This window comes from Martelella sp. FOR1707, assembly GCF_053484265.1.
The window spans coordinates 434587-454648 of record NZ_JBAKFP010000004.1 but is presented as its reverse complement, the minus strand read 5'-3'; the positions used below and the strand labels follow the sequence as shown (position 1 = coordinate 454648).

17 protein-coding genes are annotated in these 20062 nt (G+C 61.3%); 12 read left to right on the top strand and 5 right to left on the bottom strand.

Annotated features, from left to right (window positions below; translation table 11 throughout):
* Nucleotides 1–31 precede the first annotated feature (31 nt).
* A complete protein-coding gene (locus V6765_RS13515; RefSeq protein ID WP_448429580.1) occupies nt 32–3466 on the top strand; it encodes a YhdP family protein in 3435 nt (1144 codons plus the stop codon).
* Nucleotides 3467–3761: 295 nt separating this feature from the next.
* Here V6765_RS13515 and tyrS read toward each other — a convergent pair whose 3' ends face one another.
* A complete protein-coding gene (tyrS, locus tag V6765_RS13510; RefSeq protein ID WP_448429578.1) occupies nt 3762–5015 on the bottom strand; it encodes a tyrosine--tRNA ligase in 1254 nt (417 codons plus the stop codon).
* A gap of 207 nt (nt 5016–5222) precedes the next feature.
* Between tyrS and V6765_RS13505 the strand changes: the two genes are divergently transcribed.
* Complete coding sequence (locus V6765_RS13505) at nt 5223–5612, top strand: colicin Z C-terminal domain-related protein (RefSeq protein ID WP_448429576.1); 390 nt, start codon at nt 5223–5225, stop codon at nt 5610–5612.
* On the opposite strand, the gene V6765_RS13500 is transcribed toward V6765_RS13505, so the two are convergent.
* Complete coding sequence (locus tag V6765_RS13500; protein WP_448429574.1) at nt 5599–5895, bottom strand: hypothetical protein; 297 nt, start codon at nt 5893–5895, stop codon at nt 5599–5601. The two genes, V6765_RS13505 and V6765_RS13500, sit on opposite strands and share 14 nt — an antisense overlap.
* A gap of 110 nt (nt 5896–6005) precedes the next feature.
* On the bottom strand, nt 6006–6683 hold the full coding sequence (locus V6765_RS13495; RefSeq protein ID WP_230718853.1) for an alpha/beta hydrolase: 678 nt from the start codon (nt 6681–6683) through the stop codon (nt 6006–6008).
* A gap of 220 nt (nt 6684–6903) precedes the next feature.
* Between V6765_RS13495 and V6765_RS13490 the strand changes: the two genes are divergently transcribed.
* The 7 genes from V6765_RS13490 to sufA all read left to right on the top strand — a co-directional run bounded on the left by V6765_RS13490 (nt 6904) and on the right by sufA (nt 13940).
* Nucleotides 6904–8070 carry a cysteine desulfurase family protein gene (locus V6765_RS13490; RefSeq protein ID WP_448429571.1) on the top strand — a complete coding sequence of 389 codons (1167 nt, stop codon included), beginning with the start codon at nt 6904–6906 and terminating at the stop codon, nt 8068–8070.
* Between the two features lie 124 nt (nt 8071–8194).
* Nucleotides 8195–9682, top strand: coding sequence for a Fe-S cluster assembly protein SufB (sufB, locus tag V6765_RS13485; RefSeq protein WP_448429569.1), 1488 nt, complete (start codon nt 8195–8197; stop codon nt 9680–9682).
* Nucleotides 9683–9754: 72 nt separating this feature from the next.
* Nucleotides 9755–10510 (top strand): Fe-S cluster assembly ATPase SufC, encoded by a 756-nt coding sequence (gene sufC / locus V6765_RS13480; protein WP_448429567.1) that lies wholly within the window; start codon nt 9755–9757, stop codon nt 10508–10510.
* A 15-nt stretch (nt 10511–10525) separates the two neighbouring features.
* Nucleotides 10526–11791 (top strand): Fe-S cluster assembly protein SufD, encoded by a 1266-nt coding sequence (gene sufD, locus V6765_RS13475; protein ID WP_448429565.1) that lies wholly within the window; start codon nt 10526–10528, stop codon nt 11789–11791.
* Nucleotides 11792–11828: 37 nt separating this feature from the next.
* Nucleotides 11829–13067: a cysteine desulfurase gene (locus V6765_RS13470; protein WP_448429563.1), complete on the top strand. Its 1239-nt coding sequence runs from the start codon at nt 11829–11831 to the stop codon at nt 13065–13067.
* Nucleotides 13068–13100: 33 nt separating this feature from the next.
* Complete coding sequence (locus tag V6765_RS13465) at nt 13101–13475, top strand: SUF system Fe-S cluster assembly protein (RefSeq protein ID WP_018066388.1); 375 nt, start codon at nt 13101–13103, stop codon at nt 13473–13475.
* A 72-nt stretch (nt 13476–13547) separates the two neighbouring features.
* Nucleotides 13548–13940, top strand: a complete 393-nt coding sequence (gene sufA, locus V6765_RS13460; protein WP_448429561.1) for a Fe-S cluster assembly scaffold SufA — start codon at nt 13548–13550, stop codon at nt 13938–13940.
* Between the two features lie 14 nt (nt 13941–13954).
* On the opposite strand, the gene V6765_RS13455 is transcribed toward sufA, so the two are convergent.
* Complete coding sequence (locus V6765_RS13455; RefSeq protein WP_448429559.1) at nt 13955–15388, bottom strand: exo-alpha-sialidase; 1434 nt, start codon at nt 15386–15388, stop codon at nt 13955–13957.
* 420 nt (nt 15389–15808) lie between these two features.
* Here V6765_RS13455 and V6765_RS13450 point away from each other — a divergent pair, with 420 nt between their 5' ends.
* The gene (locus V6765_RS13450; RefSeq protein WP_448429557.1) at nt 15809–16930 is read left to right on the top strand and encodes a calcium:proton antiporter; all 1122 of its coding nucleotides are present in this window, start codon (nt 15809–15811) and stop codon (nt 16928–16930) included.
* 19 nt (nt 16931–16949) lie between these two features.
* Nucleotides 16950–17561 (top strand): VC0807 family protein, encoded by a 612-nt coding sequence (locus tag V6765_RS13445; protein ID WP_448429555.1) that lies wholly within the window; start codon nt 16950–16952, stop codon nt 17559–17561.
* Between the two features lie 251 nt (nt 17562–17812).
* Here V6765_RS13445 and carA read toward each other — a convergent pair whose 3' ends face one another.
* The gene (gene carA, locus V6765_RS13440; protein ID WP_448429553.1) at nt 17813–19021 is read right to left on the bottom strand and encodes a glutamine-hydrolyzing carbamoyl-phosphate synthase small subunit; all 1209 of its coding nucleotides are present in this window, start codon (nt 19019–19021) and stop codon (nt 17813–17815) included.
* Between the two features lie 306 nt (nt 19022–19327).
* On the opposite strand from carA, the gene V6765_RS13435 reads away from it, so the two are divergent.
* Nucleotides 19328–19780, top strand: coding sequence for a GatB/YqeY domain-containing protein (locus tag V6765_RS13435; protein WP_033410820.1), 453 nt, complete (start codon nt 19328–19330; stop codon nt 19778–19780).
* The last annotated feature ends 282 nt before the right edge of the window (nt 19781–20062 follow it).

Below are 20062 nucleotides of genomic sequence, written 5' to 3'. Positions count from 1 at the left end.
TCAGCGCAGTTTATACGCTTACGGAGCGGCTTTGGACGACAGCAAGCAAAAAGATTCCCTGATCAGAGGCGAACGTACCCGTTTCGGCCGCGGCGAAAACGTTTCGCTCCACAAGCTGCCTTCGGCCCAGGCGCATGAGCCGATGATCGTGCGCGCGTCGACGCATCGCAGCTTCACCCGTCACTGCTTTCGTTTCCTGGCGTTTTTCGGACTGTTCGCCGGCGGTCTTCTCCTCATCGTCTACTATGTGATCGAAAGCGGATCGCTGGACCGGTTTCTGGCCGCCAAGGCCAATGAGCAGATCGCGGCGGCGATGCCGGATGGCTATCACGCCCGCATCGAGACCGCGCGGCTGAGACTGAGCGGTGATCTTGACCTGAATCTCAGCGTGCGCGGCGTGACGCTGCTCGGCCCGGGCGAAAAGCAGATCGCGTCGATCGGAACCATGGATTTCGCCGTGGACCCGATCAAGCTCGCCGGCGGTCAGGTGACCGTCAATTCCGTGTCCGTCGATGACATCGCGGTTGATTCTGCGGCGCTGCCTTCCACCGGGACCTTCCGCCTCACCGAGCACCGGGTCGACAGCCTGCCGGTTCTGGTGGAGCAGATGTTCACCCATACCGATTTCGCCCGCGGCATTCTCACAGCCGCCGATACCCGCTCGATCTATCTGAGCGACATCGTGTTTCCGGTTGGCAGCGCTTCGCCGGGCAAATCCGTCAATGTCGATATCCGCGAGATCAATCTCAACCTTCTGGCCGACGGTATCCTGCGGGTCGATGGCGAGGTCCTGCTGGACGGAACGGCGGCCGCGTTTTCTGCCGAGTCGGTGGAGCAGGACGGCCGCACGCAAAGCCTGCAGGCCGAGGTTTCCAACCTGGTGCTGACGCCGTTTCTGCTGAGGACGAAGGAAGACGGCGAACCGATGCTCGGCCTTGAGGGGACAGCCGACCTCGTGCTTTCGCTTGAGCGGGCGCGCGTTGACGGCGAGCCCGCGGTCGCCGCGCAGATCGATGTCGGCGCCGGCCGTTTCGTCGCGGATTCGATCGCGCGACCCTTCAACGACGCCAATCTGAACCTGATCTACGATACCACCAAGAAATCGATCGAAATCAGCGATTCCTCGTTCGAATTCGACGGCAGCCAGTTTCCCTTCACCGCCGGGATCATCGATCTCGACCGCTACCAGCCGGATGCCACGGATGGCTATGCGCTGGACGTGCTGGTGCGCGGGGGACGGTTCAAGTCGCGCGAGCCGGGCCTGCCGCCGCTGATCTTTGACGCCAAGTTCACAGGGGAATACCGCGCCTCGATCCCGCGTCTGCTGCTCGACGATATCTCGATCAGCTCGCCCCAGGGCATGATGGCGGCCTCGTTCAAGGCGGTGTTCGGCGACGCAAGCCCGGAACTGAGCTTCGGTGCGCGGATCGAACGGATGGATACCGAGGCGGTCAAGCAGCTCTGGCCGTTCTGGATCGCCCGGAAGCCACGCGAATGGGTCAGCCGCAATCTCCATGGCGGCGTGATCACCAATGGCGACATCGCCATCTATCTCTCTGCCGGGCGTATCGAGGGACCGGGCATTCCGGTTCAGCTCGACGAGACCGAGATGAAGGTCGCCTTCGATATCGATGACACAAGGATCACGCTCAGCGACCAGATGCCCGATGTCGAGCGCAGCGACGCCCGCGTCGCGATCAATGGCGGTCGGGTCGATGTCGAGATCAGGGACGGCTCGCTCAGCGTTGCCAAATCCCGCACGGTGAAGCTGAAAGAGGGCACCTTCGCGATCGCCGACACCTATTCCAAGCCGCTGACCGGGGCTGTCGACATCATGCTCGCCGGCGAAGTCCGCGATCTGGTGAAGCTCGCCGAGGCGCCGCCGATCAACGCGCTGAAATCGACCGATTTCACCTCCGACCAGTTTTCCGGAAGCACAGAGGTCAATCTCAGGGCGAGCTTCCCCCTCGATCGTGACGTCGCCTTCGATCCGGACTGGCATGTCGTGGCCGATATCACCGATGGCGCGATCGCCACGCCGATCAGCGGCCACCAGGTGAGCGGTCTCAACGGACTGGTCGAGATCGTGCCCAGCCGGATCTCCTACGAAGGCAAGGGCAGTGCGGACGGCATACCGCTTGACGTGCAATGGAGCATGCCGCTCGGCAAGCCGAGTGCGGATGCCGAGGATGCTCAATCGGTGCTGTGGCTCGCCGGCAATCTGAGCGATGCGCAGCGCAACCAGCTTGCGCCCGGCCTTGAGGAGTATGTCAGCGGCCCGGTTTCCGTCACGGTCGAAGGCGGCGATGAGGGCAATATCATCGCGGTCGACCTGCAGCAGACGACCCTGTCTTTGCCCTTCATCGGCTGGCAGAAGCCGGCGGGCGTGCCCGCGACGCTGTCCTTCACGCTCACGCCCGGCGAAAACGGGGTGACGACGCTCGATGATCTGCGCCTGTCGGGCAGCGGGCTTGGCGCCAGGGGGCAGGTTACCCTCGACAAGGTTGGCCTTCTGGCCGCGACGCTGACCGATGTGGCGATCTCGCCCGGCGACAGCGTCAATATCGGCATGCAGCGCGGCGCGAGCGGGCTCGACGTGACCCTGACCGGCCGGTCCTTCTCGGCCAAGCCGCTGCTCGACCAACTCGTCAAAAGCGGCAATGGTGGTTCGATCGGCGGCGGGGGAAGCGGCGGCGGCAATGTCGACGTCCATTTCGATATCGCCCGGGTTTCAGGCGAAAACGACCGGCAGCTTTCCGGCGTCAACGGCGACATCAAGGTTCGGGCGGGCAAGATGGCGGATGCCACGCTGAAGGCGACCACTGCCTCGTCGCAGCCGATGGCGCTGACCGTGGCGCCCGACGGCGACCGGCAGTCGGTGTCGCTCAAGACCAGCGGCGCCGGCGCGCTGCTGCGTTTTCTCGGCATCTACCAGAAGATGACGGGCGGCTCGCTCAATCTCGACATGATCGAGACCGATGCCGGCTGGCAGGGCATGGCGACGTTGACGGATTTCCGGCTGATCAAGGACGAGCAGCTCAAGAAAATCCTGTCGGACCCCGTCGCCGCCAATGGCAAGAGCCTGAACGCCGCCTACAAGAACCAGATCAACGAGACCGACCAGCGCTTCCAGCGCGCCCAGGCTGTGATCGATATATCGAACGGCGTGCTGCGGGTCTCCGACGCCTTCGTGCGCGGCGATCAGGTGGGCGCGACCATCAAGGGCGTGGTGCGCGACGCCGCCGGCAATATCGACATGACCGGCACCTTCATGCCGGCCTATGGGCTGAACCGGATTTTCGCGGAAATCCCGATCTTCGGTCCGCTGCTTGGCAACGGCAACGACAAGGGCCTGTTCGGCATCACCTTCCGGCTCACCGGCAAGACGGAAAAGCCGGAACTGATCGTCAACCCCCTCTCGGCCATCGCGCCCGGCGTGTTCCGCAAGATCTTCGAGTTTCAGTGATGTGAGGCTTTGCGGCTTGTCGTGATGATCACATTCAGGGGAGTATCCGCATAGCCCCCCAATCTTCTCGCCCCGGAGGGGAGAGATGTCGCGAAAGCGACAGTGAGGGGGGAGCCTATCACCGCGAACGCCCTCACATTTGGAAATGCTGCGCCACCCTCACTGCCCCTTTCGGGGCATCTCTCCCGCCAGCGGGAGAGAGCATTGGGAGCAAGCTGCAGAGCTATGTGAGACATCCGGCCTTAGAGCAAGAGGCGAGTAGGCGATCGTAGGACGCCGACACCGCAGCCCGTTGTCACACCGGCCGCACCAGAATGTGCTTCTTCTTGCCCACCGATAGCTTGGCCACGCCTTCCTGCGACAGCGCGTCGGCTCCGACCGTCATGCGGTCGTCGGAGACTGCGGCGTCGTTGAGCTTCACCGCGCCGCCCTTGATATGACGGCGGGCCTCGCCGTTGGAGCCTGCAAGACCGGCCTGGACCATCAGCGTCAGAATGCCGATGCCGCCGTCGAGTTCGGCTTTCGCCACCTCGATCGTCGGCAGGTTTTCGGCGAGCGCGCCTTCCTCGAAGGTCTTGCGGGCGGTTTCGGCGGCTTCCTCGGCAGCGGCGCGGCCATGCAGCATGGCGGTCACCTCGGTCGCAAGGATCTTCTTGACCTCGTTGATCTCCGACCCGCCGAGCGCTGCAAGCCGCGCGATCTCGTCCATCGGCAGCGTGGTGTAGAGCTTCAGGAAGCGGCCGACATCGGCGTCCTCGGTATTGCGCCAGTACTGCCAGAAATCATAGGCCGACAGCATGTCCGGGTTGAGCCAGATCGCGCCATTGGCCGACTTGCCCATCTTGGCGCCCGATGCCGTCGTCAGAAGCGGCGAGGTCAGCGCGTAGAGCTGCGGGCAATCCATGCGGTGGCCGAGATCGATGCCGTTGACGATGTTGCCCCACTGGTCCGAGCCGCCCATCTGCAACCGGCAGTCATAGCGCTTGCAGAGCTCCACGAAATCATAGGCCTGGAGGATCATGTAGTTGAATTCCAGGAAGGACAGCGACTGCTCGCGGTCGATGCGCATCTTGACACTCTCGAAGGACAGCATCCGGTTGACCGAGAAATGGCGGCCGACATCGCGGAGAAATTCGAGATAATTGAGCCCGCGCAGCCATTCGGCATTGTTGATCATCAGCGCGGACTTTTCGCCGGCGTCGTAATCCATGTAATTGGCGAACACGCGCTGGATCGAGTTGATATTGTCCTCGATCATGTCGAGGGTCATCAGCTTGCGGGCCTCGTCCTTGAACGAGGGGTCGCCGACCATGCCGGTGCCGCCACCCATCAGCGAGATCGGCCGGTGACCGGTCTTCTGCAGCCAGTGCAGCATCATGATCTGGATCAGCGATCCGGCATGCAGCGAAGGCGCCGTCGGATCAAAGCCGATATAGGCCGTCACCCGCTCCTTCGAAAGAAGGTCATCAAGCCCGGTCTCATCGGAAATCTGATGAATGAAACCGCGCTCGGAAAGCGTGTGCAGGAATTCGGATTTGAACGTCGACATGGGGCTATCTTCGATTGCTGGATAAAGGTCGCGCGGGCTTTAGCACGGTTTTTCAGCCATGTGCACCTGTTTTGACGATGATCTGCGTTCAGTTGGCATGAAGACAATATTGCCCCGGGGTAGTCAGATCCTTCCTCTGTTATCCCCGCTCAGGGCGGCTCGCTTAAACTCTGAATCGAAGACTGAGTTTGCAATGAGGGAAGATGAATGATCAATACTGCCTATGGTACTTCGCCGGTCGACGCATTGCGGAAGCTTTCCGGTCATATAAATCGAGAGAAATTTGAAAAGAAATTCCGACAATTCGACGTATGGGCCGGTCCCTTGATTTGGGGGCCTTGGACTGAAGTTTGGGCCCAGTATGGAGTGAAGGGACCTGATGCAGACCGGCATGTCAGCTATGTCAAAATCTCTTTCGATACATTGTCCGATGCTCCGTCGCCGTTCCAAGTGGAAATAAAGGGAGGTGAACGGTTCATCAGCTCGGTTGGGCCGGGTGATGAGACAGTCACCGTTTCTGGCAACATTTCGACAGCAATTTCCGTAAGGTGCAAAAGCGCAACGCTCGGCCAGCATGTGCTGGTCACTGTCGAATAAGCGGTAGCAAAATCACCTTAATGATCGGGTAAATGGCGTAGACGATCGAAAAGTAGCCAACCAGAACGAAGCCGATAATGTTCAGGATTATAGTGGCGACTGCGAGCTTGATGTGTTTTCTCATAAAAACATAGTTAAGTCCCTGCAACAGGACCATCACCAATACGCCGATATAAATTGAATTCCCGATCGTCACGATACCCGAGAGGCGAACGAGATAGGGAAGGAGCGCATTAATGACGAGCCAGACTGCGAGTAGTCTGTATTTTGTTAGATCGTCCATCGCTCCGGTCCCGGTTGTTTCCCTTCTTAAATCTATAATTGATGGCCGTGGAAACCAAAGCGATATTTCCCTTAAGTTGAGATTCCGCCGGGAGATCACGTAAAAATTGCTTACCTGATCCGCTTCGGCGCCGGCTCCGGCACCAGTTCGCCGTCGAGGCGGCGGTCGAGGTAGTCCTCGCATTCCGCGAGCAACTCGTCATTCTTGCCGGAGAAGAAGTGGTTGGCGCCTGCCACCGTCTTCTGGGTGATCAGGATGCCTTTCTGGGTCTTCAGCTTTTCCACCAGCCCGTTGACGTCGCGCTGCGGGGCCACCTTGTCGGCATCGCCGTGGATGATCAGGCCGGAGGAGGGGCAGGGGGCGAGGAACGAGAAATCGTAGATGTTCGGCTGCGGGGCGATCGACATGAAGCCCTCGATCTCCGGCCGGCGCATCAGAAGCTGCATGCCGATCCAGGAGCCGAAGGAATAGCCGGCGACCCAGCAGGTCTTCGAATCGGGGTGCAGGCCCTGCACCCAGTCGAGTGCGGCCGCCGCATCCGACAATTCGCCCGAGCCGTGATCGAACTCGCCCTGGCTGCGGCCTATGCCGCGGAAATTGAACCTGAGCGTCGTGAAGCCGCGCTTCTGGAACATGTAGAACAGTTCGTAGACGATCGGATTGTTCATCGTGCCGCCGAAGCGGGGGTGGGGATGCAGCACGATCGCGATCGGTGCATTCTTTTCCTTGGACGGCTGGTAACGGCCTTCAAGGCGACCGGCCGGACCGTTGAAAATCACTTCGGGCATTTGCTCTCCGGAAATTTCGGCTCAAACACTCCAACCGGCTTGCAGCGACCCGTTTGACTTGACTAATAGGGTCATCTTTTCTAAAACCAGTTTAGAATTGTTCGAAAGAAAGAGGTCTTCTGTTCTGCGGTCCAAATAGGGCAAGCGGGCAGTGAATTTCAAGGAAAATGCGTTGCCGGGCTGTTTTGCCCGTGTAAACAGGGCCGCCAAAAGAAAGAACATGAGCACCAACCGGATTTATCTCGACTGGAATGCCACCGCGCCGCTTCTGCCTGAAGCGCGCGAAGCGGTGCTGGACGGTCTTGATCTTTGCGGCAATGCCTCCTCCGTTCACCGCGAGGGGCGGGCCGTCAGGGCGCGCGTCGAGGCGGCGCGGCGGCAGGTGGCGGCGCTTCTGGGGGCGGACCCCGCCCATGTCACGTTCCTCGCCGGCGCCACGGAAGCGGCAAACCTGGTGCTGACGCCCGATTTCCGCATGGGGCGCAGGGCTGTGACGCTTGGCGGGCTCTATGTTTCCGGCATCGAACATCCGGCTGTGTTTGAAGGCGGACGCTTTTCCGCCGAGCAGCGTCATGAAATTCCGGTTCTGCCCACCGGCGTGGTCGATCTCGATGCGCTCGATGCCATGCTTTCCGCCCATGACAAGAGCCTTGGCCTGCCGATGGCGGCGCTGATGCTGGTCAATAACGAGACAGGCATCATTCAGCCCGTCGCGAAGGCGGCGGAGATCGTGCATCGGCATGGCGGGCTTCTGGTGGTGGATGCTGTGCAGGGCGCGGGCCGCATTCCGGTATCGATCGAGGCGCTGGAAGCGGATTTCTTGATCCTGTCATCGCACAAGCTTGGCGGGCCGAAGGGCGTCGGCGCGCTGATCTCGCGCGGCGAGACGCTGATGCCGGCCCCGCTGGTGCGCGGCGGCGGGCAGGAAAAGGGCCATCATTCCGGTACGGAAAACGTTCCGGGCATTCTGGGCTTCGCCGCTGCCGCAGCTTATGCGGCGCAGGATATCGAGGCACGGAACCAGCGAATCGCGGCGCTGCGCGACCGGCTGGAGAATGGCATGCGCGCTGCGGCCGCCGATGTCGAAATCTACGGCGCGGACCTGCCGCGGGTGGCCAATACCGCGTTCTTCACCCTGCTGGGTCTGAAGGCGGAAACCGGGCAGATCGCCTTTGATCTCGAGGGCATCGCTCTGTCGGCTGGCTCGGCCTGTTCGTCCGGCAAGGTCGGCGAGAGCCAGGTGCTGAAGGCGATGGGGCGCGATACGCGCCTTGGCGGCTTGCGCGTCTCGCTCGGCTGGGCGACCACGGATGAGGATATCGACGCGGCGATCGCGGCTTTCGGAAAAATCGCCGCGCGCCGCAGGGCGGCCGGACAGGCCGCCTGAAAAATTGACGAATCGCAGGCCGCGCGGGGTGTAATTGCCGCGCAGTCTGATTAAATAGAGCGGTGAACCCGCTTGGGAATGCGAACCGCCGGACCTTGAACCCGGTTATGAGTGGAGTGACAATATGGTTGCCGTAAAAGAGACCGTCGATCAGGTCGCTGAGATCGACGTCGATCAGTATAAATACGGTTTTGAGACGATGATCGAGGTGGACAAGGCGCCCAAGGGCCTGTCCGAGGACATCATCCGTTTCATCTCGCACAAGAAGAACGAGCCCGACTGGATGCTGGAATGGCGTCTGGAGGCCTATCGCCGCTGGCTTACAATGGAAGAGCCGAGCTGGGCGCGCGTCAGCTACCCGAAGATCGATTTCAACGACATCTACTACTACGCTGCGCCGAAATCCTTCACTGGGCCGAAGACGCTGGACGAGGTCGATCCGGAGCTGCTCAAGACCTATGAGAAGCTCGGCATTCCGCTGCAGGAGCAGGAGATTCTCGCGGGCGTCGAGGAAAAGCAGCACCAGCCGAAAAACCGCGTTGCCGTTGACGCCGTGTTCGATTCGGTTTCGGTCGTCACCACCTTCAAGAAGGAACTTGCCGAGGCCGGCGTGATCTTCATGTCGATCTCGGAGGCGATCCGCGAATATCCGGAGCTGGTTCAGAAATATCTGTTCTCGGTCGTGCCGCGCGGCGACAACTACTATGCCGCGCTGAATGCCGCCGTGTTCACCGATGGCTCGTTTGTCTACGTGCCGAAGGGCGTCCGCTGCCCGATGGAACTGTCGACCTATTTCCGCATCAACGAGAAGAACACCGGCCAGTTCGAGCGCACGCTGATCATCGCCGAGGAAGGCGCCTACGTCTCCTATCTGGAAGGCTGCACCGCGCCGCAGCGTGACGAGAACCAGCTTCATGCCGCCGTCGTCGAGCTGATCGCGCTGGACGATGCCGAGATCAAGTATTCCACCGTCCAGAACTGGTTTCCCGGCGACAAGGAAGGCAAGGGCGGCATCTACAACTTCGTCACCAAGCGCGGCGATTGCCGGGGCGACAATTCGAAGATCTCGTGGACGCAGGTCGAAACCGGCTCGGCGATCACCTGGAAATATCCCTCCTGCCTGCTGCGCGGCGACAATTCACGCGGCGAGTTCTATTCGATCGCAGTCTCCAACGGTCATCAGCAGATCGATTCGGGCACCAAGATGATCCATCTCGGCAAGAACACGTCGAGCCGCATCATCTCCAAGGGCATTTCGGCGGGCGTTTCCAACAACACCTACCGCGGCCAGGTCTCGGCCCACCGCAAGGCGGAAAACGCGCGCAACTTCACCCAGTGTGACAGTCTGCTGATCGGCGACAACTGCGGTGCCCACACCGTGCCCTATATCGAGGCCGGCAATGCATCCGCCCGCTTCGAGCACGAGGCCACCACCTCGAAGATTTCCGAGGACCAGCTGTTCTACTGCATGCAGCGCGGCATTCCCGAGGAAGAGGCAATCGCCCTGATCGTCAACGGCTTCGTCCGCGAGGTGATCCAGGAACTGCCGATGGAGTTTGCTGTCGAGGCGCAGAAGCTGATCGGGATTTCGCTTGAGGGCTCGGTCGGCTGATCGGTGCCCACCGCTTTTAGACATGTATTCAAGCGCTTGGAGCGCTGACTTATTCCTTGAAGGAAACGAAAAATGCTTGAGATCAAGAACCTGCACGCACGCATTGCCGAGGATGGCACCGAGATCATTCGCGGGCTGAACCTGACGATTCAGGACGGCGAAGTGGCGGCGATCATGGGACCGAACGGGTCGGGCAAGTCGACGCTCTCCTATATTCTCGCGGGCCGCGAGGACTATGAGGTCACCGAGGGCGAGGTGCTCTATAATGGCGAGAACATTCTGGAGCTCGATGCCGCCGAGCGCGCCGCCAAGGGGCTGTTCCTGGCGTTCCAGTATCCGGTCGAAATCCCGGGCGTCGCCACCATGCAGTTCCTGAAGGTCGCGATCAACGAGCAGCGCAAGGCGCGCGGCGAGGAAGAGCTTTCGACGCCGGACTTCATCCGCAAGGTGCGCGAGGCCTCTGCCGAGCTGAAGATCGATTACGACATGCTGAAGCGGCCGCTGAATGTCGGCTTTTCCGGCGGAGAGAAGAAGCGTGCGGAAATCCTGCAGATGGCGCTCCTGGAGCCGAAGCTCTGCGTCATGGACGAGACCGATTCGGGCCTCGATATCGACGCTCTGAAGATCGTTGCCGATGGCGTCAATGCGCTGCGTGCGCCCGACCGTTCGGTGATGGTCATCACCCACTATCAGCGCCTGCTTGATTACATCGTGCCGGACACGGTCCACGTGCTCTACAAGGGCCAGATCATCAAGTCCGGCGGCAAGGAGCTTGCCCACGAACTCGAAGCCAATGGCTATGCCGATATCATCGGCGAAGCGGCCTGAGGCGGGAGCGTTGTGATGAATGTGCAAAACAAGATAACGCTGACGGCCGCCGAGGAGGCACTGGTCGCCGCCTTCGGTCGGCTCTCCGGCTCGCTGCCCGGCAATGCCGATGTCACGATGGAACGCGACCGGTTGGCTGGCGAATTGCGCAAGACCGGCCTGCCGACCCGGCGGATCGAGGCCTGGCACTATACCGACCTGCGCAACCTGCTGCGCGCCGTGCCCGAGGATGCCGGCGAGGCGGTAAACCCGTTGCCGGCCCTGTTGCAAGGCAGCGACGTTCTGCCGCTGGTGCAGGGCAGAGCCGGTGATGGACCCGCTATCGATGGGGTCGCGCGAAGCAAGGTTTCCGACGCGCTTTCAGGCGGCGACAAGACGGTGCGTTTTGCGCTGTCCCATGCCGACGACGCGATCGGACGCATCAACGGCGCGCTGGTCACCGATGGCTACGCGCTCGAGATCGACGCCTCGCTTGAAGTCCCGCTGGAGCTGCAGGCCGTCCACGGCGGCGGGCAGGTGCATACCCGCAACCGCTTGAACTTTGCAGATGGCGTGACCGGCATGGTGATCGAACGCCATGTCGCGCCGGAGGGCGCTGCAGCGCTCGTCAGCAACCTTACGGCGCTGACGCTCGGCAAGGACGCCGAGATCACCTATGTTGTGATGCAGAGCCAGGGCGCGGACGACACCCATCTCGGCAAGCTGAAGATTGAACTCGGCGAAAACGCCAAGCTGAAGCTGCTGATCGTCAACGCCGGCGGCAAGCTGGTGCGCCACGAGATCGACTGCGCGGTTGTCGGCGAGGGCGCGGACCTGATGCTGCGCGGCGTCAACCTGCTCGGCGGCGACACCCACACCGACATCACCTTCGACCTCGGCCATAACGTGGCGAACACGACCTCGACCGAGATCATCCGCAATGTGGTGTTCGACAAGGCGAAGGGCGTGTTCCAGGGGCTGATCCGCGTCGCCCCCGATGCCCAGAAGACCGACGCCAAGATGTCGTGCAACACGCTGCTGATGAGCGATTTCGGCTCGTTCAACGCCAAGCCGGAGCTGGAAATCTTCGCTGACGACGTGCAGTGCGGCCACGGCGCGACGGTGACGGATATCGACCCGAACCACCTCTATTACCTGATGGCGCGCGGCATTCCGCGCAAGGTGGCCGAAGGGCTTCTCATCCACGCCTTCGTTGCCGAAGTGGTGGAGGAGCTGGAGCACGAGGCGCTGTCTGAAGCCGTGGAGGCGATCATGGCCGACTGGCTCGATCGCCATGAGTGACCGGCTCTGCGATCCGGATTGATGGAGTTCATCCGTTATGGACACTAAGGTTTCCGCCTACGACGTCGAAAAGATCCGGCAGGATTTTCCGATCCTGTCGCGCACCGTGCATGGTGACAAGCCGCTGGTCTATCTCGACAACGGCGCGTCCGCCCAGAAGCCGCAAGTGGTGATCGACACGATCGCGAATGCCTATGGCCACGAATATGCCAATGTTCATCGCGGTCTGCATTTCCTCTCCAACGCCGCGACCGATGCCTATGAGGCCGCGCGCGAGAAGGTGTGCGCCTTCCTGAATGCCGGTTCGGTGAACGAGATCGTTTTCACCCGCAACACCACCGAGGCGATCAACACCGTTGCTTACGGTTGGGCGATGGAGCACCTGAAGGAGGGCGACGAGATCGTGCTCTCGATCATGGAGCACCATTCCAATATCGTGCCCTGGCACTTCCTGCGCGAGCGCATGGGCGTCAAGCTGGTCTGGGTCCCGGTGGATGATGACGGCGAATTTCACATCGAGGATTTCGAGAACTGCCTGAGCGAGCGCACCAAGCTCGTCGCGATCACGCAGATGTCGAACGCGCTCGGCACCATCGTCGACGTGAAAGAGGTCTGCCGCATCGCCCATTCGCGCGATATTCCGGTGCTGGTCGATGGGTCGCAGGGTGCCGTGCACATGCCTGTCGATGTCCGCGATATCGATTGCGACTGGTATGCAATGACCGGCCACAAGCTCTACGGTCCGTCGGGGATCGGCGTGCTTTACGGCAAGTTCGATCGACTGTCGGAGATGCGGCCGTTCCAGGGCGGCGGCGAGATGATCGCCGATGTGTTCGAGGACCGCGTCACCTATGCCGAGCCGCCGCATCGCTTCGAGGCCGGCACGCCGCCGATCGTCCAGGCTATTGGACTGGGCGCTGCCCTTGACTATATGCAAGGGGTAGGGCGCGCTGCGATCGCCGCGCACGAAGCGGATTTGACGGCCTATGCGCGTGAACAGCTTGGCCATGTCAATGCGCTGCGGGTCATCGGCAACGCCGCGAAGAAGGGCAGCATCTTCTCCTTCGCGATCGAAGGCGTGCATGCCCATGACATCTCGACGATCATCGACCGGCGCGGCGTCGCCGTTCGCGCCGGCACCCACTGCGCCCAGCCGCTTCTGGCGCGTTTCGGGGTCACGTCGACCTGCAGGGCCTCGTTCGGCCTGTACAATACCCGCGCGGAAGTGGATGCGCTGGTGGAAGCGCTGGACTATGCGCGCACATTCTTTGCCTGATAGGGGCCGAAAGCGGCCTGAAAGAGGATTGCCATGAGTGTCGAGGAAAAGACTGAAGACCAGACGGCCGGCGCGACTGCCTCTTCCATTCCCCCGGAAGAGCTGGCGCGGCTGAGCGACGACATCATCTCCGCGCTGAAGACGGTCTATGACCCGGAAATCCCGGCCGATATCTTCGAGCTGGGCCTGATCTACAAGATCGATGTCGATGACGACCGGGTGGTGAAGATCGACATGACGCTGACCGCGCCCGGTTGCCCGGTCGCCGGCGAAATGCCCGGCTGGGTCGAAAATGCCGTGGGCACGGTCGAAGGCGTCTCCGGCGTCGAGGTCGAGATGACTTTCGACCCGCCATGGACGCCGGACCGGATGTCGGAAGAGGCCAAGGTGGCGGTCGGCTGGTATTGACGCCGCCCGGCCGCGCTGATGCAATGCACTTCTAACGCCGGGCCTTGAGCCCGGATGTTGATGGAGAATGAAATGGGCTTTCAGGTCATCACCCTTACCGATGCGGCAGCGACCCGCATCAACGAAATCACCGGCAATGCCGGGCCGGATGCACTCGGTATCCGCATATCGATCAAGAAGGGCGGCTGCGCCGGCTTCGAATATGCGGTGGACCTCGTCACGCGCGACAATACCAAGGCCGGCGACGACACCGTCGAGCATGCCGGAGCGAAGGTCTGGGTCGATCCCGCTGCCTCGCTCTATTTGCTGGGCACCGAGATGGATTTCGAGGTCACCAAGCTCAGAACCGGTTTCGTGTTCCGCAATCCCAACGAGACCTCGGCCTGCGGCTGCGGCGAATCGGTGGAACTCAAGGCCGCCGATCTTGCCGAACTGGCACGGGCGCGTGAAACCGCGGCGCACTGATCGGTGGGCGGGCCTCAGCCTCTGAGGCCGTCATATTGTATCACGCAGATTTTTTCGCTGACGCCGTCCCCGTTCGAAACGCGGTAGCTGCAGGAAATATAGAGCGTTCCGTCGTCTCCTTCCGTCACGGAAGGGTCGGTGATCCGGCTGCCGTCTTCCGCCGTCTCCAGGCAGATCGGGTCGAGCCATGCAAGCGGCCGGTTGCCGCGATCGGATGACGTGCCGAAGAAGCCAACGCAAAGATGAAGGTTCCGGCAATCCTCATCGGGTGCGTAGACCACGACGAACGGGCCGAGAGACGGGTCGAATCGCGAATGCTTCAGCGACAGGGCCGAGATACCTGAATCTTGGCTTTTGATGTTCGCATTGAGGATCGGCACGGCCGGGGACCACGTGATCCCGTAATCGCAGGACTCACTCACGGCAATGCGGTCGAGATACAATTCCGGCGCCTTGGCGCGCAGAAAGGCCGTGAGCTTGCCGGACGGGCGCTGGACGATGCTCGGCTCGACGGTGCCGCGGCCGAGGATCGGGGTTTCGGCGTAGTTCCAGTGCGCTCCGTCATCGTCCGAGTAGAGCACGACCGAGAGGTTGACGGCATTGGAATGGACCGGCAGCAGCAGACGGTCTGCGCCGTTCTCCAGCCTGATCTTCTGCGGCTGGGAGCGCGTCTGCCAGCCCCGTTCATAGCGGTCAGCGCTGAACATGTTGAACACCGTGAGCCGCATGACGACCATGTTGTAGGTGTCGTAGACCATGTACAGGAACACGATGAGCGTGTTTCTCCTCATATGCGCCTGCAGCGCATCGAAGAACCGCAGGATGTCGGAAAACCTGCGCAATCTGTCCAGTATGGGGCGGAGCGCCGGCCGGTTCTCCAGTAATTGCTGCTTCACGTCCTTGAGATAGGTGTTGTCGAATTCCCTTATCCTGGCGATCAATGCGTCGATCATCGCGTCGATTGCGGCGGCATCCACCTCCGGCGCTGCCAGATTATGTCCCTTCTCGGAACTGAACGACGGCGCCTTTTCGAAGCTCTTTTTCGGCTCGAATACGCCGTTCAGAAGCGGCCAGGCGTTGGGATAGAGTGCCGCGGCGGCATTGAGGAAATCATCGCCGCTCACCGATGTCGTCAAAGGGTCGCCATCGATCGGGGCGGTCCAGCCCACCGAATGAATGCTGTCGAAGGCGTCGGTTACATTTCCCGCGCGCATGCGAAGCTGGGCGCTTGCCTGGGTTCCGTCACTGGTCATCTGCCAGAACAGCCGCATCTTCCCGGCATCGCAATGAAACACCGGGTTGGTGGCCGGATATTTGGAAACAGCGCCGTCCTCGCCATTGTCCGCGATTTTCGCGAGTGGTCGCCAGGCATAGTCCACGGGGTCAGCCGATGAGGCATAGATGGCGGAGGATTGACCGTCATGCGCATGCTTGTGGGACCAGGACACAAGTAATTTTTCACCGAGAAACGATATGCTGCTGCCGTGATTTCCGGACGCCCAGAACTCAGGATTCTCACTGTCAATGAATATTACTTTTGAATTTGCCCTCATGGTCGATCACCTGTAGTATTTGTCCCCTTAAAATGCATATATATTAAATATTAAATGCGGTAAAGCTTATTTTGTTTCGGTTTATACATGTATTTTTACATGATTTATTTAGAGAGGGTGCAAAAGGCTTGGTTGCTGCACTCGGTTTTTCGTTTTGCCTGTGTGGGTTCTCCGCCCCGCCGTGGGCCGGGCAGGGATGCTTGCAGGACATTTACGGGCGGTTGCCTCATCGTCCGCCCTTGCGCGCGCAGGCCTATCATGATGAATTGATCGCGCCGCGTTTCCGGCGCAATCCATCATCTGCGAGGCTCTTCCGTGACATCAGACAAGAATGCACTCTGGCGCGAATGGCCGATTGTGCTGATCTGGTGCGCGTTTTTGCTGTTTACCTTCGCGGGCGCGTCGTTGAAGCCGGACTATCTCGGAACGGCGGCCTCGTTTGCGGTGCTTGCCGTTATCTTCGCGGTCATGCTGATGGCGGTGTTTCGCGTGGTGCATCACGCCGAATGCTTGGCGGCGATCTTCGGGGAGCCGCTTGGCACGCTGATCCTGACCCTTTCCGTCATCGGCATCGAGGTGGCGCTGATCACCGCGGTGATGCTGACCGGCGACAACGCGCCGACGCTTGCGCGCGACACCATGTTTTCTGTGTTGATGATCGTGCTGAACGGGCTTGTGGGGCTGAGCCTCCTGATCGGCGGGCTGCGGCATGGGTTGCAGGTGTTCAACCTATCCGGCGCCAATGCCTATCTTATCGTGCTTCTGCCGGTGGCGATCACCAGCCTGATCCTGCCGAGCTTCACATCCTCGGCGCCGGGCGGCGGGCTGTCGACGCTGCAGACCGTGTTCCAGATCGTGATCTCTCTGGTGCTCTACGGCATCTTCCTGCTGTTTCAGACCGTGCAGAACCCCGTCAGCTTCCAGCAGCCGCGCCATGGCGACGAGGCTCCGGATGACCATCACCACCATCTCCAGCCGAAGAGCGCCGGCTTTCATGCCGCGGGCCTGCTTCTGGCCCTGCTGCCGCTGGTGCTGATGTCGAAGAAGCTCGCCGTCTATGTCGATTTTGGTATTGCCCAGGTCGGCGCGCCGGTGGCGCTGGGCGGCTTCATCGTGGCGATCATGATCCTGACGCCGGAGGCGTTGGCCGCGCTGGAAGCCGCGCGCAAGAACCAGCTCCAGCGTGCCGTGAACATTTGCCTCGGCTCTGCGCTCGCCACGATCGGGCTGACGGTGCCGGCGGTGCTGATCGCCGCGCATTTCGTCGGCCTGCCGATCGAGCTTGGCCTGACGCCGGCCGGCGTCGTGGTGCTGACGCTGTCGCTCGCCATCAGCATCGTCACCTTCGTCGGCACCCGCACCAATTCGCTTCAGGGCGTGGTCCATCTGGCGGTATTCTTCGCTTACGTTATCTTGATCTTCGACGGCGATTTCTAAGCTCTGCGCGGAGGCAGGCATGCGAAACGACATCATCTTCGGCGCGGTCCTGCCCTATGCGGCATTTCTGATCGCCCGCCACTTCGGCCTGTCGACCGTCCACGCGCTGGCGATCGGCTCGATATTCCCGATCGCGGTGATCCTCATCACCTATGTCAGAAACCGCAGGCTTGCCCCGATCAGCGTGATCACGCTTGCGGCGACGCTGGCCTCGCTTGTCGGCAGCCTCTATTTCAACAGCGCCTATCTGGCGCTTCTGAAGAACTCGCTGATCACTGGCTTCGTCGGCCTGGTATTCGCTGCCTCGCTGATGATGCCGCGGCCGCTGGTGTTCTATTTCGCCACCGAAAAGGGCGGGGAGGAGCGCGAGAGCGGCAACCGGCTCTGGGAAATCTCGCCGCCCTACCGGGCGCTGATGCGCCGGATGACCATCGCCTGGGCGGTCGTGCTGATCTGCGAGGCGACGGCGCGCGCGCTGCTCATCCCGTTGCTGCCGGTCGATATATTCCTGGTGGTCTCGGAGGCGATGTGGATCGTGGTGTTCGCGCTGATGATCTCGTGGAGCCTGCGCTATGGCAACCGCAAGGGCGAGGAGATTGCCTCCGCCGCCGGAGAAGGCGGGGACGATTGAGGGCCCCGGCGTATTGCCAAAGCCCGCCCCACTCTCCGCCGTCATGCTCGGGCCTGTCCCGAGCATCTAAGCACATATCACCGCGAGAAGCGTCTCGGATGATACGGCTTTTCCGCCAATTCCGCTCGCGTGGAGCCGTGGTTAGGTCCTCGGCACAGGGCCGAGGATGACGTCCGTAAAAAGGATAGGTTTGTCAGTAAATTGACGGGGCCAATTGAGCGGCAACGGCGCGCCAGCGTCGCAGACGATGCTCAGGCGCGCTCTTCCAGCAGCGCTTCGCCCTTCTTCTCGCGCACGAGATTGATGAAGCGGCGGAAGAGGTAGTGGCTGTCCTGCGGGCCGGGGGAGGCTTCAGGGTGATGCTGGACGGAGAAGACCGGCTTGCCGGCAAGCGCGATGCCGCAATTGGAGCCGTCGAACAGCGACACATGGGTTTCCGCGACGCCCTCTGGCAGCGAGGCCGAATCGACCGCGAAGCCGTGGTTCATCGAAACGATCTCGACCTTACCGGTGGTGTAGTCCTTAACCGGGTGATTGGCGCCGTGATGGCCCTGATGCATCTTTGTGGTCTTGCCGCCGAGCGCGATCGCGAGGATCTGGTGGCCAAGGCAGATGCCGAAGATCGGCAGGCCGCTGTCGATCAGCTCGCGAATCACCGGCACGGCATATTCCCCGGTCGCGGCCGGATCGCCCGGGCCGTTCGAGAGGAACACGCCATCGGGCGAAAGCGCCAGGATCTGTTCCGCCGAGGTCTTGGCGGGAACGACAGTCACCTTGCAGTCAAGACCGGCGAACAGGCGCAGGATGTTGCGCTTCACGCCGTAATCGATGCAGACGATGTGATAGCGGGCGTCAGCTTCGGCGAGCGTGTCGTAGCCTTCGTTCCAGACCCAAGGCTTTTCGTCCCATTTCGACGACTGGCCGGAGGTGGCCTCGACGGCGAGATCGAGACCTTCAAGCCCGCCCCAGGCCTTGGCCTTCTCCTTCAGCGCGTCGAGATCGAACTTGCCGGACGGCTCGTGGGCGATCACGGCGTTGGGCGCGCCATGCTCGCGGATCCAGGCGGTCAGCGCGCGGGTGTCGATGCCGGAAAGGCCGATGATGCCGCGCTTCTTCAGCCAGGCGTCGAGGTCTTCGCTCGAGCGGTAGTTGGAGGGCGCGGTGATATCGGCCCTGAAGATCGCGCCGACGGCGCCGCGGCGGGCGGCGGGCACCAGGTCTTCGATATCCTCGCCATTGGCGCCGATATTGCCGATATGGGGGAAGGTGAAGGTGACGATCTGTCCGAGATAGGACGGATCGGTCAGGATTTCCTGATAGCCGGTCAGCGCGGTGTTGAAGCAGACTTCCGCCTCGACGCTGCCGGTGGCGCCCACGCCCTTGCCGTAGATTACCGTACCGTCGGCCAGAACCAGCGCGGCCGTCGGCGTTTCCTGTGTCCATGGGGCAGTCATGATCATTCCTTGCTAGTCGCCGGCCCGGGGCCGATTGAACGGGCCCTGTCCCGATCCTATATATGAGCCCGAGCCAAAGGGTTCGCGGGCAAGCTGCGTTCGGGTAGGCCACTTTTTGATGCGGTTGCGGGAAAATAGTGAAACCGCGCTTGCGGGTCAATTGCTCTTGCGGCAAAGTTGTGGCATCTGCTCAAAATAAATGACGCACCCGAAGTTTTGATTTGATCGCAGCCCCGGTATTCGGTAAACGCCGCCGCCATTCGGCATGTGTCGATGCGGTACTTTGAAGATGGCGTTGCCAGGAGTGAATGAATGTTGCGCGATAAACTCGCACTTGCACAAAAAGACGCTTCGAAAGAGGAAGATCCGGTACGCTTCTGCACATTGAGACTGGTTCACGCGGCCATCAAGGACCGCGACCTGGCTCATCGTGCCAACGGCAAGGACCCCGTCAGCGATGACGATATCGCCGGGATTCTGTTCCAGATGCTGAAACAGCGCAAGGAATCCTCCCGCCTCTACGAAGAGAAGGGCCGGCCCGATCTTGCCGCTCAGGAGCGTCAGGAAATGGCGGTGATCCGCGAATTCCTGCCCGCCCAGTTGCCCGAGGACAAGATCCGCGAAGTCTGCGCCTCCGTGGTCGAGGAGACCGGCGCGCAGGGCCTGCGCGACATGGGCAGGTGCATCGAAACGCTGAAGGACCGCTATTCCGGCCAGATGGACTTCTCCAAGGCCTCCGGCGTGGTCAAGGACATGCTGAAATAGCGGGCTTAGCTTCCTTGCTTGAGGCAGGGGAGATGTTTTCAGCCTTGCGGCTTGCTCCCCATATTCTCTCCCGCTTGCGGGAGAGATGCCCCGAAAGGGGCAGTGAGGGTGAAGCAGCGCACCCGGTCGTTAGGGCGTTCGAGAGGAAAGACTCCCCCCTCACTGTCGCTTTCGCGACATCTCTCCCCTCCGGGGCGAGAAGATTGGGGGCTTTGCGGAACGACCATGTGCGATGGGCCTGCCGCGAGGCTGTTTGGATAGAGTGCCGCGCGAGCCCTCGTG

Bases quoted from the DNA above. Each gene is read 5' to 3' on its own strand.
- sufB (WP_448429569.1), top strand. From the start codon at position 8,195: ATGGTTGCCGTAAAAGAGACCGTCGATCAGGTCGCTGAGATCGACGTC.
- V6765_RS13445 (WP_448429555.1), top strand. From the start codon at position 16,950: ATGCGAAACGACATCATCTTCGGCGCGGTCCTGCCCTATGCGGCATTT.
- sufD (WP_448429565.1), top strand. From the start codon at position 10,526: ATGAATGTGCAAAACAAGATAACGCTGACGGCCGCCGAGGAGGCACTG.
- tyrS (WP_448429578.1), bottom strand. From the start codon at position 5,015: ATGTCGACGTTCAAATCCGAATTCCTGCACACGCTTTCCGAGCGCGGT.
- V6765_RS13465 (WP_018066388.1), top strand. From the start codon at position 13,101: ATGAGTGTCGAGGAAAAGACTGAAGACCAGACGGCCGGCGCGACTGCC.
- V6765_RS13505 (WP_448429576.1), top strand. From the start codon at position 5,223: ATGATCAATACTGCCTATGGTACTTCGCCGGTCGACGCATTGCGGAAG.
- carA (WP_448429553.1), bottom strand. From the start codon at position 19,021: ATGATCATGACTGCCCCATGGACACAGGAAACGCCGACGGCCGCGCTG.
- sufA (WP_448429561.1), top strand. From the start codon at position 13,548: ATGGGCTTTCAGGTCATCACCCTTACCGATGCGGCAGCGACCCGCATC.
- V6765_RS13470 (WP_448429563.1), top strand. From the start codon at position 11,829: ATGGACACTAAGGTTTCCGCCTACGACGTCGAAAAGATCCGGCAGGAT.
- sufC (WP_448429567.1), top strand. From the start codon at position 9,755: ATGCTTGAGATCAAGAACCTGCACGCACGCATTGCCGAGGATGGCACC.
- V6765_RS13500 (WP_448429574.1), bottom strand. From the start codon at position 5,895: ATGGACGATCTAACAAAATACAGACTACTCGCAGTCTGGCTCGTCATT.
- V6765_RS13495 (WP_230718853.1), bottom strand. From the start codon at position 6,683: ATGCCCGAAGTGATTTTCAACGGTCCGGCCGGTCGCCTTGAAGGCCGT.
- V6765_RS13490 (WP_448429571.1), top strand. From the start codon at position 6,904: ATGAGCACCAACCGGATTTATCTCGACTGGAATGCCACCGCGCCGCTT.
- V6765_RS13435 (WP_033410820.1), top strand. From the start codon at position 19,328: ATGTTGCGCGATAAACTCGCACTTGCACAAAAAGACGCTTCGAAAGAG.